Consider the following 15,014-nt stretch of genomic DNA (forward strand, 5'->3'; position numbering starts at 1 on the left):
GTGCACCCGGCCGCTCCCCGTGCCGGGTGTGACCATCCGAAAGACAAGGAGAAAGACCTATGCCCGTCAAGAACCGCTTTGCTGAGTTGCTGCCCGAAATTACTGCGTGGCGACGTGACCTGCACGAAAACCCCGAAATCCTGTTCGAAACCCATCGCACCAGCGCGCTGGTGGAGGAGAAACTCAAGGCGTTCGGCTGCGACGAAGTGGTCACGGGCATTGGCCGCACCGGCGTTGTGGGCGTCATCAAGGGTAAATCCTCCGCATCAGGCAAGGTCATCGGTCTGCGGGCCGATATGGACGCGCTGCCGATCCATGAAGAAACCGGGCTGGAGTATGCCTCCAAGACCGCAAACGCCATGCACGCCTGTGGTCATGACGGTCATACCGCCATGCTTTTGGGCGCGGCGAAATATCTCTCCGAGACGCGGAACTTCGACGGCACCGTTGTGGTGATCTTTCAGCCTGCCGAAGAAGGCGGCGGCGGCGGCAAGGAAATGTGCGATGATGGCATGATGGAGCGCTGGGGCATCCAGGAAGTCTATGGCATGCACAATTGGCCGGGTCGCCCGGTTGGAAGCTTTGCAATCCGTTCGGGTGCCTTCTTTGCGGCGACCGATCAGTTCGACATCACCTTTACCGGCAAAGGCGGCCATGCCGCTAAGCCGCAGGAAACCATCGATTCGACCGTGATGGCATCGCAGGCGGTGCTTGCCCTGCAAACCATCGCTGCCCGCAACGCCGATCCCGTGCATCAGATCGTGGTCTCTGTGACCTCTTTTGAGACCTCCTCCAAGGCGTTCAACGTGATTCCTGAGCGCGTTCAGATCAAAGGCACCGTGCGCACCATGGCGCCCGAGATGCGGGATCTTGCTGAAAAACGTATCAAGGAAATCTGCGCGGGCATCGCAGCGACCTTTGGCGGTGAAGCCGATGTGACTTACCACCGTGGCTATCCGGTGATGGTGAACCATGACGAGCAGACCGAGTTTGCCGCCAAAGTGGCGCGTGACATTTCCGGGCAGTGCGATGAGGCGCCGCTGGTGATGGGGGGCGAAGACTTTGCCTTCATGCTCGAAGAGCGTCCCGGTGCCTATATTCTCGTCGGCAATGGGGACACCGCCGCCGTGCATCACCCCAAGTATAACTTCACCGATGATGCGATTCCCGCAGGCTGCAGCTGGTGGGCGGAGATCGTCGAGCAGCGCATGCCCGCAGCCTGATCCGTATCATCAAAGTGAAGAAGGGGGCCACTTCGGCCCCCTTTTTTGTGCAACCGCTTGGGCTTTTGTCTCACCTTCCCAGCTGCACTCTCGTAAGGATCAGCAGACTATTTTTTGTAGCTCTGGCCAATGATCACGCAGCGATCAAATCCACTTGGGAGCGTCGCCTGACACTGGTTCAATGCCGCAATATCTGCGGCCTTCTGATCGCTAAAGCCGAAGGACTGACCGATCGGAAGAACATTCGAGGAGGAGCCGCAGTCTACGTCGACCCCGACCGGGTAGGCCGGCACAGCATAGGATCCGTGGCCATCAATCTTTGCAGCCCAATTCACCATGGCCTGTTTGGAGCTGTCGCATACACGTGCATCAAGTCGCAACAAGCGCAGATCCTTGTCCACCAAGGGATTGGCCGATTGGGCGAAGGCCGGAGCAGAGATCGCAAGAGCAGATCCAAGGGCGATGACGGTAAGTGTAACTTTCTTCAACATTTTAAAAACCTCCTCCATCATGCTGGGCATGACGACTGATACAAAGTTGCGGCAACGATACGCGCCGCGCACTTAGATTACTCTCAAATCCGGAAAATGTTCCGAAAATTTTATGATATTCGGTTTTTGTGATGCGGGCTTTTTCTGCTTTGTGTATGAATATCAGATAGATATCCTAAAGCCTTCACGGCGATTTTGCGCCGAATGCTTGGCAGGGGATTGCACAAGGGCGCGCGAATCCCCACCCCCTGGTCACATTGGGATCACCTTCGGCACCAAAGCGGCTAACGAGAAGTCCGATCGAAGCTCTGGCCAATCACCACGCATCTGTCAAACCCACTTGGAAGCCGTGCGGTGCAGGCTGCCATCGCAGCAGCGTCTGCCTCTGCTTGCGTGTCATAACCCCAGGAATATCCAATCGGCAGAACCGAGTCTGAGCCGTCGCATTTCACCTGCTGGCCTGCCGGATAGCGGGGCACAGCATAGGATCCAACGCCTTCTATCCTGCGCGCCCAGCCGATCATATCCTGCCGGGATGTTTCGCAAATACCCTTGGAAATGCGCAGGACCCGGGGCGTCTCTGACGACACCTTTCCGGGGTTTCCTGCATGGGTGGGGGTGGAGAAGCCAAAGACGGTTGCGATCATGGCAGCAGTAAGCGCAAAGGGTTTGTACATATTTACCTCCTAACGACATGAAGAATTCGAATTCTTCAAAAGTGCGAATCCATCGGTGGCTCGAGGGACTTATCGCGTAGGTAAGTATTTCAAATATCATCCGCCAATTTTCGGGGAAAAATCGAAAATATATGTCAATTATTGAAATCTATGGTGTGGGGGCGGATCCCATCAACATAGTTGAGCGCGTGGGACGCATTTGCATATTTCAATATGGTGAATGTTTGCGCTTGCGCAGGAGCGACCGCAGGGGTTAGGCGCCCGCGCCGTTTTGGCCGAGCAGCTTGCGATAGATCGCGATGATGGCAGCTGCCTCGCCTTCGAGGCGGAAAGTCCCGGCCACATGCTCACGTGCCGCTGTGGCCATCTCATTCAACCGGTCTCGATCCGAGAGCAGAGCAATGACATCAGCCGTGATCTTGTCGACATCCTCTATGTCGCAGAGCGTGCCGGTCTCGCCCGGAATGACCAACTCTTCAAAAGCCCCGACGCGGGTGGCAACTGCGGGCACGCCGCAGGACATTGCCTCAAGCGGTGTGAGCCCAAAGCCTTCCCAGCGTTGTGGTGCAACATAGAGATCAAGCGCCTGGAAATGGCGCGGCACATCTTCGACAGCCACCTCATCGCGGAACAGGATGCGATCCGAGAGGCTCGCCGCAGCCACCTCATCCTTGAGGCCCTGCAGGAACTCTGCGTTGTCCGCTGTCGCCCGCCCCATCATCAGGCCACGCACCTCTGGATTGGCGCGGCAGGCAGCGATCATCGCTTTGACAAAAAGATCATTGCCTTTTTGCGGGCGGATACGCCCAAAACAACCGACCAGCAGCCCATCCTCGGGAAGATCAAGCGCGCGTCGCAAGGCGGCGCGATCCGCGACCGGTTGGAACAGGTCGCAGTCGATACCGTGACGGATGACGGTTGCATTGCGTTCCAGATAACTTGCAGACCTCGAAGAGGTGGCAATCACCGCGTCCATGCGCCGGATCAGCCAGCGGGTAAACCCCGTGTGTCGGCGTTGCGCAGCCGAGGTGAACAGGAGTTTCAGCCGCTTCCCCAAAAGGTATTTGAGCAAAAGCCCAGCCACCATTTCATTGTTGCGTCGGGCGTGCCAGACCCGCGCCCCGGATGGCCCCTTGCGCGCCATGGTCCAGAGCGCGCCGGGTTTGACCTGTGGCACCTCGGCGGGCAAGTCCGGTGCAGCGGCGCAGATGGCGATCTCGCGTGCCTGGATGGGCACGAGCCGGATCACGGTAGAAGTCACACCAGAATAGCGTTTCTTAAAGTTCGGCGCGATCACGTCGATCTGGTTGAGGTCGATCTGGCTCATCAGGCGCCCTTTATGTGGGGGACGGCAGCAAGTCGAGCAGCGCCGTCACAGTGTCATCCATCTGGTCGGATTGGCGGGCCAGAAAATCGCGTGCCCGCGCGCGGGCCGTGTCTAGGGTATGCGGCGCGTCGAGCCAAGTCCTGACCGCGTCGGCAAGCGAGCTGGCATCCTGAACTTCATGGGCCGCGCCTAGCTCGATCAGCTCCGCAAAGGATTCGGCAAAATTATAGGCCCCGGACCCAGTCAGCACCGCGCCTCCCGCTTGCATCACCTCAAAGGGGTTGTGCCCTCCGATTTCGCGGAGAGAACCGCCAAGGAAGACCCGTGGGCACAGGCTGTACCAGATGCCCACTTCGCCCAATGTGTCCGCAAGATACACCTGTGTCGAGGTGCGGGGCAGGGCGTCCCGACTGCGCCGAATGGAAGTGAGGCCTGCCTCGGCAATCATCGCTTCGATTTGATCGCCCCGGTGTGGGTGGCGTGGCGCGAGCAAGAGCAGCAGATCCGGATGATCCGCCAAGAGCGCTCTATGCGCCTCTAACACGACTTCCTCCTCGCCCTCATGGGTGGAGGAAGCGACCCAGACCGGTCGCGCACCGATTGCGTCCCGGACGTCCTCCAGGATGGCCTGATCCACTGGCAGGGGCTCCGAGAGCGCCTTAAGGTTGCTGCCAGCGCGCAAACGTGTGGGGTCTGCACCAATGGCCTTGAGGTTGATCGCCGTCTGGCTGTTCTGGGTGAGCATCAGCGCAAGCTGATCCAGTAGAAACCGCGCGGTGGCGTGCCGTTTCTTCCAGCTGGCGACCGATTTGGGCGAAAGACGCGCATTGAGCAGCACCAATGGGACGCCCGCATCGCGCGCGCGCACCAGCATTTGCGGCCAAAGCTCGCTTTCGACAAAGACCCCGAGGTCCGGCTGCCAATGGTTCAGAAATCGCGTCACCGCGGCTCTGGTGTCCAGAGGCGGAAACTGGTGGCGGGTGCGGGGAGGCAGGCGTTTTGCGACCAGATCGGCAGATGTGGGTGTGCCCGAGGTGATCAGGAATTCCAGATCCGGCGCCATGGTGCCCAGACGTTTGATCAGCGTGAGGACCGACAGGCTCTCGCCGACAGAGGCGGCATGAAACCAGATCAGTCGGCCCTTGGGGCGCTGCAGGGTCGCGTGCCCGAGGCGTTCACGAACCCGTTCTTCCGGAAGCCCATGCGCACGCAGCTTGCCTGCAACTTTGGACCACATCAGCGGCGCCAAGAGCGTGCTGGCACCGCGATAGAGGTGATAGAGCAGGGTCGGGGCGACCTGCGATGGATCGGTCATCGTCTGGAGCCTTACCCGCCGGTGTGGCTCATGTGGCGCGGCATCTGGCCGTCGACGGTCTGGCGGGAGTAGTCAAAATCATGCCCTTTGGGCTTGAGGTTGATGGCCGCGCGAATGGCTTCTTCGAGGGGCGCCTCGGTGTCGGGATGATCGCGCAGCGGCGCGCGCAGATCAGCCATGTCCTCTTGGCCAAGGCACATATAAAGCTCCCCTGTGCAGGTGAGGCGCACGCGGTTGCAGCTTTCGCAGAAATTATGGCTAAGGGGCGTGATAAAACCGATCTTTTGGCCGGTTTCCTCAAGCCGCACATAGCGCGCAGGCCCGCCTGTGCGTTCCGCCAGGTCGGTGACCTGATAACCGCTCTCGTAGGCTTTGCGCACGTCTTTGAGGGACCAGTATTGGCCCAGACGGCTCTCGTTTCCGATGTCGCCCATCGGCATGACTTCGATCCAGGTGAGGTCGATGCCGCGATCTGCGCACCACTGGGTCATGGAGAACAGCTCGTCCTCGTTAAAGCCCTTGAGCGCAACCGCGTTGATTTTGATTTTGAGGCCCGCGGCCTGCGCCGCATCGATCCCGCGCAGCACTTGCGGCAGGCGGCCCCAGCGGGTGACGTCTGCGAATTTCTTCTCGTCGAGCGTGTCCAGTGACACATTCACCCGCCGCACCCCGGCGTCATAGAGCGCCTGTGCATGTTTTTCGAGTTGCGAGCCATTGGTGGTCAGCGTCAGCTCCTTAAGGGCGCCGCTGTCCAGATGCCGCGTCATCGAGCGGAAAAACGTCATGATGTCACGGCGCACCAGAGGCTCTCCTCCGGTGATACGCAGTTTTTCAACGCCCAGTCGCACGAAGGTGGAACACATGCGATCGAGCTCCTCGAGCGTCAAAAGCTCCTTCTTCGGCAGGAAGGTCATGTTCTCGGACATGCAATAAACGCAGCGAAAATCGCAACGGTCCGTAACCGAGACCCGAAGATAGGTGATCGCGCGCGCGAAGGGATCAATCAAAGGTGCTGTCATAAAACTATAGGTAAGGCGGGAAATCGCTCAGGACAATAGGAGCTTATGCAGCAAATCCAGCTTTGTGGCTGGCATCCCCCATGAGGTCGGGCTAGGGTCTCGCCATGACAAGACGTGCATTCAAATATCTGACCCTTGCCGCGCTGGCTGCCGGTGGTGTTTCCGCGTGCAACGCTCTGGGCGGTGTGCATCTGAGTTCTCAGGTTTTGCAGGGCTCTGGCTCCGGCGTTCGGATCGAACCGGCGCGGCCGGTTTCGCCCGATGCACCGCCAGAGGTCGAGACGCAGGAGTTGACGACTTCGGGCGGGACATGGACCTCTCCGTCGGATCGTCAGGAGGTCACAACAGCGGCGCTTGATACGCAGCCCGTTCGGGAGGTCGCGCCGCAACCTGTTGCGCCGACGCAAAGCAGCACGCCTGCACCGGTTGTGGCTTCGGAACAGTCCTTTGTCGGGCAGAAAACCACCGTTGCAGGTCTGGGCGATCCCGGGCGTGACGGGCTTTGGATGGAAACGCCACTGGTGTCCTCGCGGCGCAACGCGCGCCTGACTGCGCCGAATGGTAAATCCGTAGTGGTGACGCTGGAACCAATTTCTGGCTCTGCGGGCCAGGGCAGCCGCCTTTCAATTGATGGTATGCGCGCGCTGGGCTTGCCGCTCACTGAGCTTGTTGAATTGCGGGTGGGCCCGGTCTAGCACCGCGCCGCCCGGCTCGTGATTTGTTATTTCAGGTATTTCGCGGCTTCTTTGCGGGCAAAGGCTTTCATGCTTTCGCCATGCTCGGCCAAGAAAGCCTTGCTTCGTTCGGCGTCATGTTTTGAAAGATCCCGCAGCCACCAGCCAATCGCTTTTTGGATAAACCAGTCGCGATCTGGCACATATCCTGCAGCCCATCCCAGAATGCGCTCGCGCGCGGCGAGCTGTTCGGGTTTGGGGTTGGCAAACTTGGCCCAGGGCAGGGTGGACATAAGCGCCGCACGGCGGGTCCACATGTGCTCAGAGGTTGTCCAGTCTTCCACAGTGTCGAGCCGCGCTGGATCAGCCACGAGACGTTTTGAGATGGCCGAGGCGGCATGATCCGCGATCGCCCAGCTGTCAAAGTCGGGCACCCAGCTTTGCAACAGATCCCAGGCGGCCGCATCCGGCTTGATCCGGGCCTGCGTCAGCAATTTGGCTGCCAAAATCCGCGCCTCGAAGATGTCGCTGGCCCAAAGCTCTGCCGCAAGATCGACGCGCGCGTTCAGATCAAGCGCGGCGCGCCAGTCGCGCGACAGCGTGTTCAGCACTTCATTGCCGACGCCCAGAACCTCACGGCTCTGTTTGTGGTAGGCTATCATCTGCTCTGCGCGTCCGGGCTCAATCTCGGCACGAAGCGCCTCCAGTGCGTCGTCGAGCGTCATTCGACGGTCACGGATTTGGCCAGGTTGCGCGGCTGGTCCACATCGGTGCCTTTGGCAATGGCGGTGAAATAGGCGATCTGCTGTGCCGGGATCGCATAGAGGATCGGGGCCAGTGCGTCGGGTACCTGCGGCATGGTAATGACCTCAGCGGTGCCCTCGGAGGCCTCGCGCGCGCCTTCGGCGTCGGTCACAAGAATAACCCGACCACCGCGCGCCATCACCTCCTGCATATTGGAGATGGTTTTTTCAAAGAGCGCATCGCGCGGTGCCATGACAATCACTGGCACGCTGTCATCAATGAGCGCGATGGGCCCGTGTTTCAGCTCGCCCGAGGCATAACCTTCGGCGTGGATATAGCTCAGCTCCTTGAGTTTGAGCGCCCCCTCAAGAGCCAGCGGGTAGAGGGCGCCGCGCCCGAGGAAAATGATGTCGCGTGCGCCGGCCAGATCGCGTGAGGCAGCAGCGATCTGCGCCTCAGAGGCCAGCGACTGATGGATCAGGCCGGGCAGGGCACGCAAGTCAGCGGGCATGCCTGCGGGCAGCTTCTGTCCGCGATCCTGTGCTGCCTTGAGCGCGAGCATCAAAAGCACCGTCAACTGACAGGTAAAGGCTTTGGTCGATGCTACGGAGATTTCCGGGCCGGCGTGGATGGGCAGCACCACATCGCTTTCACGCGCGATTGAGCTTTCGGGCACATTCACCAACCCGGCGATCACATCGGCCTTCCCTCGCATGTAGCGCAGCGCTGCCAGAGTGTCCGCGGTTTCGCCCGACTGGCTGACAAAGAGCGCCAGCGTGCCGGGGCCGACGGGGGGCTCGCGGTAGCGAAATTCCGAGGCCACATCGACCTCAACGGGCAGGCGAGCGATCGTTTCCAGCCAGTATTTCGCCACCAGACACGCGTAGTAGGCAGTGCCGCAGGCCACGAGCGAAAGCCGCTCGATCTTTTTGAAATCCAGCCCTTCGGGCAGCTCAATCGCGCAGCTGTCGTCCAGATAAGCCTTCAGCGCCTTGTCAACGGCGACGGGCTGTTCGGCGATTTCCTTGGCCATGAAATGCTTGTGGCCATCTTTTTCGACGCGGGTGTTCTCCAGTTTGATCTGGCGTTTTTCGCGGTTGGCGATGTTGCCCTTGGCGTCCCAGATTTCATGGCTGTTGCGCGTCAGGACCACAAAATCCCCTTCTTCGAGGTAGGTGATCTGATCCGTCAGCGGCGCCAGCGCAATCGCGTCGGAACCGACATACATTTCGCCCTCGCCATGGCCTACGGCCAGGGGCGATCCCTTGCGGGCGGCAATCAGAAGGTCCTCTTCGCCATCAAACAAGAACGCCAGCGCAAAGGCCCCTTCAAGCCGTGCCACGGTCTTGCGTGCCGCCTCTGCGGCAGAGGTGCCGTCGCGCATGTAGAATTCGCACAAGAGCGCCACGGTTTCTGTGTCGGTTTCGGTCACAAAGCGGATGCCATGAGCCGCCAGTTCGTCGCGCAATTCCTTGAAGTTCTCGATGATCCCGTTGTGAACCACTGCGACGCAGCCCGCCTGATGCGGATGCGCGTTAGAGACCGTCGGCGCGCCGTGGGTGGCCCAGCGGGTGTGCCCAATGCCGGATTTGCCGGGCAGCGGATCATGCACCAAAGTATCCGAAAGGTTCACCAGCTTGCCCACCGCGCGGCGCCGGTCCAGATGCCCGCCGTTCACCGTGGCAATGCCTGCACTGTCATATCCGCGATATTCCAGCCGTTTCAGCGCTTCGACCAAAATGGGCGAGACTTCATGGTTGCCCAGAACTCCGATAATTCCACACATGTGATTACCCTTTGGCCTTTGCGGCTTTCTTGGCGCGCAGCATATCCATCAGCTTGCGTGCGCGGCCTGGTTTGTTCGTCTGCTGGACGCGCGCAATCGCCAGATCTCCATCAGCGACATCCTTGGTGATGACAGCACCTGTTGCCGTCATCGCCTCATCGCCAACGGTCACCGGGGCGACCAAACACGTGTTTGATCCGATAAAGGCGCGCGCGCCGATTTCGGTGCGATGCTTCATGACGCCATCGTAGTTGCAGGTGATTGTGCCCGCTCCGATATTCGTCGCCTCACCCACAGAGGCATCGCCAATATAGGTCAGGTGGTTCACCTTGGCGCCTGCGGCGATCTCAGCGTTCTTGATTTCAACGAAGTTGCCCACATGGGTGTCCTCGGCCAGCTCCGCGCCGGGGCGCAGGCGGGCGTAGGGGCCGACCTTGGCGCCACGCGACACATGGCAGCCCTCAAGGTGCGAAAACGCCCGGATCAAAGCGCCGCTCTCAACGGTGACACCGGGACCAAAGACCACATTGGGTTCAATCACCGTGTCACGACCAATGATGGTGTCAAAGGCCAGATGGACGGTCTCAGGAGCCGTCAGCGTGACGCCGATGTCCAACAACTCAGCCCGCGCATGCGCCTGAAACACCGCCTCCGCGGCCGCGAGGTCCGCGCGGGAATTGATGCCGAGCGTTTCCGCTTCGGGGCAGGACACGGCCGTGACGCTCAGCCCCTCGGCCCGCGCGAGTTCGACAAGATCGGTCAGGTAGTATTCGCCAGAGGCATTGTCGTTGCCCACTTGATCAAGCAGGCCAAACATCACCTCGGCGTTGCACGCCATGAGGCCCGAGTTGCAGAATGTAATCGCGCGCTCGGCGTCGCTTGCGTCCTTGAACTCGACGATTTTCTCAAGGCTTTCGCCCTGCATGATCAACCGGCCGTAGCGCGCAGGATCGGCGGCTTCAAAGCCGAGGATCACTAGATCGGCGCGGCTGCGCGCTTCGATCATGCGTTCCAGCGTCTCGGCCGACACAAAAGGCGTATCGCCATAGAGCACCACGACATCGCCGCGAAATCCCTCGAGTGCCGCGCGCGCTTGAAGTACCGCGTGGCCGGTGCCGAGCTGCTCTTCCTGCAGCACCACTGTCGCTTCAGGGGCGATCTCTGCGGTGGCCGCGCGCACCATCTCGGCCTCGTGGCCTGCCACAACCACCGTGCGCTCGGGGTCAAGCGCCCCCCCGGCGCGCATCGCATGTTCCAGCATCGGCGCATGTGCGATCTGATGCAGGACTTTGGGCAAATCGGAGTTCATCCTGGTGCCTTTGCCTGCGGCGAGGATGACGAGGGCAGTGCTCATGGGGTGTTTTCCCTTTGAGTTTTTGTTGCCCCCGTTCTATCCGCTAACAGAGGATGCGCAAGATGCGCTGCCATAAACTTCAGTTGCGACTTGCAACATCGGGCGGCGAAATGGCGCCGAAACGGGGGATCTTTCATGCGCACAGTGATCTTTGACCTTGATGGCACCTTGGCCGATACATCTGTCGATCTGCTGGCGGCGGCCAATCATTGCTTTGGGGTCATGGGGCTCGGCGAAATGCTCACCCATCCCGAGGACGCAAAGATCGCGTTGCGCGGCGGGAAGCGCATGCTTGCCGAGGGGCTGACGCGCGCAGGTCAGTACCGCGAGGCCACGGTCGAGGAATACTACCCTGTGCTTCTCGACGCCTATCGCGACAGCATCGACACCCACACGGTGATGTATCCCGGCGCGATGGCGGCGGTGGAGGCCCTGAAAGGGGCTGGTTACGGCGTCGGGATCTGCACCAACAAACCCGAGGCGCTGGCAGAGGATCTGATGCAGCGCCTTGGCGTGCGTGATGCATTTGCCTCGCTTGTGGGGGCTGACACATTACCGGTGCGCAAACCTGATCCAAAGCCCTTGTTCGAAGCCGCGCGCCGCGCCGGCGGCACACCTGAGATGTGCGTTCTGATCGGGGACAGTGACACCGACCGCAATACCTCGCGAAACGCCGGGGTGCCGTCGGTGCTGGTGACTTTTGGCCCGGCGGGGGACGAAATGGCCGCGTTGGAACCCGAGGCGCTGCTGCATGATTATGCCGATCTGCCAGCTGTCGTGGCGGGGCTGATCGGGGTCAACGACGCCCGCTGACCCTGACGGCATCGCACCCCTCTGATGCGTCAGGGGGGGATAGTCAGGGGGTCATGATAGATGCGCGTTCAAACGCAGCTTCTGCAGTGGTCAGGTCATCATAGACCAGACGCACCTTGATGGTTTGCACGGACCCCAACTCAAAACTGCGATAGGGGTCGCCGTCGCCGCTCTTGATGGCGCCGGGAGAGCCCTCGTCGGCGTGGCATTCGGGCATGTCCCAGACCTCGTAGTCGCCCTCGTTGATGGCAAGCTCCATCTGTGCAAGCCCGCAGCGCCAAGCCCAGAGATGGGTCACATAGACCAGATCCTGCCCGTTGAATTCCCGCACCGCGACCCAGTTGGACTGAGTGGCGTTCAGGATCGGTTTGACTTCGGTGGCGGTGAGGAACTTTCCGGTCGCAACCTGCGGCTCTGCGGTCAGGCCCGAGGTGTCCTGAGCATCGGCAGCGCCGCTGTAGATCGCGACAGCGAGTGCAATGGAGGGGATGAGGGAGTTCATGTCAGTGGCCCTTTCGCAGGTTCGGATCACAATCTTGGTCAGGTTACCCTGTGGCTTGATCCGAGGGAACCGCAAACCTGCGGCAAGCTGGCACCCTCTGCGCTCTTGACCTTGCGCGGGCCGCGGATCATGACTTTGCCCATGACAGAGCGTTTTACCGGCAATTTCACCCAGCAAGACCCCATCCCCGAGGAGGCCATCGCTGCCGCCGTCGAGGTAATGCGCCACGGGCGCATCCATCGCTACAACCTCGCCGGAGAGGAACAGGGCGAAACCGCGTTGCTGGAACAGGAATTTGCGCAGCTGATGGGGGCAAAATACTGCCTTGCGGTCGCGTCCGGGGGCTATGCGCTTGCCACTGCGCTGCGCGCCGTTGGGGTGGGGCATGGGGACAAAGTGCTCACTAACGCGTTCACATTGGCGCCGGTGCCGGGGGCGATTGCATCGGTCGGCGCAGAGCCGGTGTATGTTGATGTGACCGAGGATCTGACCATCGATCTCGACGACCTCAAGGCCAAGGCGGGCGAGGCAAAGGTCTTGATGCTCAGTCATATGCGCGGCCACCTTTGCGATATGGATCACCTGATGGAAATCTGCACCGCCGCTGGTGTAACCGTCATCGAGGATTGCGCGCATACGATGGGGGCCAGCTGGAATGGCACACCATCCGGGCGCCATGGCCTGATCGGGTGCTATTCCTGCCAGACCTACAAACATGTGAACTCTGGCGAAGGCGGGCTTTTGATCACCGACGATGCAGACGTCGCGGCTCGGGCCATTATGCTCTCTGGGTCCTACATGCTCTATTCGCGCCATCTGGCGGCACCTGAGCCTGAAGTGTTCGAGCGGGTGAAATACGAGACGCCCAATATCTCGGGTCGCATGGACAACCTGCGCGCCGCGATCCTGCGGCCGCAACTGCGCGACCTTGATGCGCAGGTGGCACGCTGGAACGATCGCTACCGCACGCTTGAGGCCGGGGTGAGGGACACACCGGGCCTACGTGTTGTGGAGCGTCCGGAGGCCGAAATCTATGTAGGCTCGTCCTTTCAGTTCCTGCTTCTGGATTGGGCGCCGGAGGCGGTCCAAGACGTGCTCTCGCGCTGTGCAGCACGCGGCGTGGAGCTCAAATGGTTTGGCGGGGCTGAGCCTGTCGCCTTTACCTCGCGCTATGATAGTTGGCGCTATGCGCCCGCGCAGAGCCTGCCAAAAAGCGACCGCATCCTTGCAGGCATCCTCGATATGCGCGTGCCGTTGACCTTTAGTCTTGAGGATTGCGCGCTCATTGCCCGCATCATTCGCGCAGAGGTCAGCGCCGTCTGGCAGGCGCAGGGGCAGCAGGTCTAACCGACGCAGACTCTTAAAACCGGCGATTGTTTCCAGCCCTGCATCGCGTGAGGGCCAAAAGGCCTGCGCGCTGCTCTGTGCAACATCAGCGTTGACCGCTTCGCAGCTCTGTGTCATTTATTGAACAAGTGTTCATTAAATATCGTGACTCGGGAGGAGACGCGCAATGTTCAACGCAAGCATGACATTCGATCTAGGCGAGGACGTAAACGCCCTGCGCGACATGGTGCACCGCTGGGCGCAGGAGCGCGTCAAACCGATGGCGCAGGAGATCGACCAGAAAAACGAATTCCCCGCCGAGCTCTGGAAAGAGATGGGCGAGCTGGGTCTTCTGGGCATCACCGTGGATGAGGAGTTTGGCGGCGCGGGCATGTCCTATCTGGCGCATACCGTCGCGGTCGAGGAAATCGCGCGGGCCTCGGCCTCCGTATCGCTGTCTTACGGCGCGCATTCCAACCTTTGCGTCAACCAGATCAAGCTCAACGGCAATGCCGAGCAAAAAGCCAAATACCTGCCGCGCCTCATTTCTGGCGAACATGTGGGCGCGCTGGCAATGTCCGAGGCTGGCGCGGGTTCCGACGTGGTTTCGATGTCGCTGCGCGCCGAAAAGCGCAACGACCGCTTTGTTCTGAACGGCAACAAATACTGGATCACCAATGGTCCTGACGCGGACACGCTGGTGGTCTATGCCAAGACTGATCCAGGGGCGGGCTCCAAAGGCATCACCGCCTTCCTGATCGAGAAGGAATTCAAGGGCTTTTCCACCTCCAAGCATTTCGACAAGCTTGGCATGCGTGGCTCAAACACCGCGGAGCTGGTCTTTGAGGATGTGGAAGTTCCGTTTGAAAACGTGCTTGGCGAAGAGGGCAAGGGCGTACGCGTCCTGATGTCCGGTCTGGATTACGAACGCGTGGTGCTTGCGGGGATCGGCACCGGCATCATGGCCTCCTGCATGGATGAGATGATGCCCTATATGGCCGAACGCAAACAATTTGGCCAACCCATCGGGAACTTCCAGCTGATGCAGGGCAAGATCGCGGATATGTACACTGCGATGAACACCGCACGCGCCTACGTCTATGAGGTCGCCAAGGCTTGCGACAAGGGCACCGTGACCCGTCAGGATGCGGCGGCCTGCTGTCTCTACGCCTCTGAGGTGGCGATGACGCAGGCGCATCAGGCGGTACAGGCCTTTGGCGGGGCGGGTTATCTGAGCGACAATCCGGTCGGTCGGATCTTCCGCGATGCCAAGCTGATGGAGATCGGAGCGGGCACGTCAGAAATTCGACGCATGCTGATCGGGCGCGAGTTGATGGGCCATATGAGCTAAGGCGCAGATGCGGGTCGCCTATTGGTTCCCGGTTGCAATGCTGGCGCTTGTGCTGGCGGTTGTCGGGTTCCGTTACGGGCTGATCCGGCAGGGGATCACCGAAACCGATGTGATTACGCTCTATGCGCAGAAATACCTCGGGGATCACGCAGACTCTGGGGCTTTGGGATCGGCGCAGATCAGCGATTGCGCAGCGCGTCCGGCAGAGCGCGGGCATCTTTGGACCTGGCTCGTGGTGACATGCCGCCCGGAGGGTCATACGGATGCTGGGAGCTTTCGCTACCGGATAAACTGGCTGGGCGGGCTGATTGAGTACATTGCGCCAGGAGAAGGCGCGCCACGCGCGCCACAGACCTGACCGCGCAACTGGCGCGGTGGCAAGGCAAGCGCCGCGCAAGGACGGTGGAACAAA

General features: G+C 60.5%; 15 protein-coding genes. 6 read left to right on the top strand and 9 right to left on the bottom strand.

The window, feature by feature from the left end; all coding sequences use genetic code 11:
• The first annotated feature begins 59 nt into the window (after positions 1-59).
• The gene (locus tag TM1040_RS07905; RefSeq protein WP_011538064.1) at positions 60-1,223 is read left to right on the top strand and encodes a M20 aminoacylase family protein; all 1,164 of its coding nucleotides are present in this window, start codon (positions 60-62) and stop codon (positions 1,221-1,223) included.
• Between the two features lie 107 nt (positions 1,224-1,330).
• Here the strand turns inward: TM1040_RS07905 and TM1040_RS07910 are convergent, their stop codons facing one another.
• From TM1040_RS07910 to moaA, 5 genes are all read right to left on the bottom strand, one after another.
• A complete protein-coding gene (locus tag TM1040_RS07910) occupies positions 1,331-1,714 on the bottom strand; it encodes a hypothetical protein (RefSeq protein WP_011538065.1) in 384 nt (127 codons plus the stop codon).
• Between the two features lie 284 nt (positions 1,715-1,998).
• A complete protein-coding gene (locus TM1040_RS07915) occupies positions 1,999-2,391 on the bottom strand; it encodes a hypothetical protein (protein ID WP_011538066.1) in 393 nt (130 codons plus the stop codon).
• A gap of 253 nt (positions 2,392-2,644) precedes the next feature.
• Positions 2,645-3,718 carry a glycosyltransferase family 4 protein gene (locus TM1040_RS07920; RefSeq protein ID WP_011538067.1) on the bottom strand — a complete coding sequence of 358 codons (1,074 nt, stop codon included), beginning with the start codon at positions 3,716-3,718 and terminating at the stop codon, positions 2,645-2,647.
• Between the two features lie 10 nt (positions 3,719-3,728).
• Positions 3,729-5,033: a 3-deoxy-D-manno-octulosonic acid transferase gene (locus TM1040_RS07925; protein ID WP_011538068.1), complete on the bottom strand. Its 1,305-nt coding sequence runs from the start codon at positions 5,031-5,033 to the stop codon at positions 3,729-3,731.
• An 11-nt stretch (positions 5,034-5,044) separates the two neighbouring features.
• Positions 5,045-6,052, bottom strand: a complete 1,008-nt coding sequence (gene moaA, locus TM1040_RS07930; protein WP_011538069.1) for a GTP 3',8-cyclase MoaA — start codon at positions 6,050-6,052, stop codon at positions 5,045-5,047.
• Positions 6,053-6,156: 104 nt separating this feature from the next.
• Between moaA and TM1040_RS07935 the strand changes: the two genes are divergently transcribed.
• Positions 6,157-6,747 (top strand): hypothetical protein, encoded by a 591-nt coding sequence (locus tag TM1040_RS07935; protein WP_044026684.1) that lies wholly within the window; start codon positions 6,157-6,159, stop codon positions 6,745-6,747.
• A gap of 26 nt (positions 6,748-6,773) precedes the next feature.
• Here the strand turns inward: TM1040_RS07935 and TM1040_RS07940 are convergent, their stop codons facing one another.
• From TM1040_RS07940 to glmU, 3 genes are read right to left on the bottom strand one after another with little or no spacing between them, the layout of a single operon-like run.
• Complete coding sequence (locus TM1040_RS07940; RefSeq protein WP_011538071.1) at positions 6,774-7,451, bottom strand: DNA alkylation repair protein; 678 nt, start codon at positions 7,449-7,451, stop codon at positions 6,774-6,776.
• The gene (gene glmS, locus TM1040_RS07945; RefSeq protein ID WP_011538072.1) at positions 7,448-9,256 is read right to left on the bottom strand and encodes a glutamine--fructose-6-phosphate transaminase (isomerizing); all 1,809 of its coding nucleotides are present in this window, start codon (positions 9,254-9,256) and stop codon (positions 7,448-7,450) included. The genes TM1040_RS07940 and glmS overlap by 4 nt, the downstream gene beginning before the upstream one ends.
• 4 nt (positions 9,257-9,260) lie before the next feature.
• Entirely contained in the window at positions 9,261-10,610 is a 1,350-nt protein-coding gene (gene glmU, locus TM1040_RS07950; RefSeq protein ID WP_011538073.1) for a bifunctional UDP-N-acetylglucosamine diphosphorylase/glucosamine-1-phosphate N-acetyltransferase GlmU, read from the bottom strand.
• A 135-nt stretch (positions 10,611-10,745) separates the two neighbouring features.
• Between glmU and TM1040_RS07955 the strand changes: the two genes are divergently transcribed.
• Positions 10,746-11,423, top strand: coding sequence for an HAD-IA family hydrolase (locus TM1040_RS07955; RefSeq protein WP_011538074.1), 678 nt, complete (start codon positions 10,746-10,748; stop codon positions 11,421-11,423).
• A 43-nt stretch (positions 11,424-11,466) separates the two neighbouring features.
• On the opposite strand, the gene TM1040_RS07960 is transcribed toward TM1040_RS07955, so the two are convergent.
• Positions 11,467-11,925 carry a hypothetical protein gene (locus TM1040_RS07960; RefSeq protein WP_011538075.1) on the bottom strand — a complete coding sequence of 153 codons (459 nt, stop codon included), beginning with the start codon at positions 11,923-11,925 and terminating at the stop codon, positions 11,467-11,469.
• A gap of 141 nt (positions 11,926-12,066) precedes the next feature.
• On the opposite strand from TM1040_RS07960, the gene TM1040_RS07965 reads away from it, so the two are divergent.
• The 3 genes from TM1040_RS07965 to TM1040_RS07975 all read left to right on the top strand — a co-directional run bounded on the left by TM1040_RS07965 (position 12,067) and on the right by TM1040_RS07975 (position 14,960).
• Complete coding sequence (locus TM1040_RS07965; protein ID WP_044026685.1) at positions 12,067-13,272, top strand: DegT/DnrJ/EryC1/StrS family aminotransferase; 1,206 nt, start codon at positions 12,067-12,069, stop codon at positions 13,270-13,272.
• Positions 13,273-13,438: 166 nt separating this feature from the next.
• Positions 13,439-14,602, top strand: a complete 1,164-nt coding sequence (locus TM1040_RS07970; RefSeq protein ID WP_011538077.1) for an isovaleryl-CoA dehydrogenase — start codon at positions 13,439-13,441, stop codon at positions 14,600-14,602.
• A 7-nt stretch (positions 14,603-14,609) separates the two neighbouring features.
• Positions 14,610-14,960, top strand: coding sequence for a hypothetical protein (locus tag TM1040_RS07975; RefSeq protein ID WP_011538078.1), 351 nt, complete (start codon positions 14,610-14,612; stop codon positions 14,958-14,960).
• Positions 14,961-15,014 lie beyond the last annotated feature (54 nt).

Origin of the sequence: Ruegeria sp. TM1040, assembly GCF_000014065.1 — a bacterium.
In the GTDB taxonomy this organism is placed as follows: Bacteria; Pseudomonadota; Alphaproteobacteria; order Rhodobacterales; family Rhodobacteraceae; genus Epibacterium.

Bases quoted from the DNA above. Each gene is read 5' to 3' on its own strand.
- moaA (WP_011538069.1), bottom strand. From the start codon at position 6,052: ATGACAGCACCTTTGATTGATCCCTTCGCGCGCGCGATCACCTATCTT.
- TM1040_RS07965 (WP_044026685.1), top strand. From the start codon at position 12,067: ATGACAGAGCGTTTTACCGGCAATTTCACCCAGCAAGACCCCATCCCC.
- glmS (WP_011538072.1), bottom strand. From the start codon at position 9,256: ATGTGTGGAATTATCGGAGTTCTGGGCAACCATGAAGTCTCGCCCATT.
- glmU (WP_011538073.1), bottom strand. From the start codon at position 10,610: ATGAGCACTGCCCTCGTCATCCTCGCCGCAGGCAAAGGCACCAGGATG.
- TM1040_RS07925 (WP_011538068.1), bottom strand. From the start codon at position 5,033: ATGACCGATCCATCGCAGGTCGCCCCGACCCTGCTCTATCACCTCTAT.
- TM1040_RS07920 (WP_011538067.1), bottom strand. From the start codon at position 3,718: ATGAGCCAGATCGACCTCAACCAGATCGACGTGATCGCGCCGAACTTT.
- TM1040_RS07935 (WP_044026684.1), top strand. From the start codon at position 6,157: ATGACAAGACGTGCATTCAAATATCTGACCCTTGCCGCGCTGGCTGCC.
- TM1040_RS07970 (WP_011538077.1), top strand. From the start codon at position 13,439: ATGTTCAACGCAAGCATGACATTCGATCTAGGCGAGGACGTAAACGCC.
- TM1040_RS07940 (WP_011538071.1), bottom strand. From the start codon at position 7,451: ATGACGCTCGACGACGCACTGGAGGCGCTTCGTGCCGAGATTGAGCCC.
- TM1040_RS07915 (WP_011538066.1), bottom strand. From the start codon at position 2,391: ATGTACAAACCCTTTGCGCTTACTGCTGCCATGATCGCAACCGTCTTT.
- TM1040_RS07960 (WP_011538075.1), bottom strand. From the start codon at position 11,925: ATGAACTCCCTCATCCCCTCCATTGCACTCGCTGTCGCGATCTACAGC.
- TM1040_RS07905 (WP_011538064.1), top strand. From the start codon at position 60: ATGCCCGTCAAGAACCGCTTTGCTGAGTTGCTGCCCGAAATTACTGCG.
- TM1040_RS07975 (WP_011538078.1), top strand. From the start codon at position 14,610: ATGCGGGTCGCCTATTGGTTCCCGGTTGCAATGCTGGCGCTTGTGCTG.
- TM1040_RS07910 (WP_011538065.1), bottom strand. From the start codon at position 1,714: ATGTTGAAGAAAGTTACACTTACCGTCATCGCCCTTGGATCTGCTCTT.
- TM1040_RS07955 (WP_011538074.1), top strand. From the start codon at position 10,746: ATGCGCACAGTGATCTTTGACCTTGATGGCACCTTGGCCGATACATCT.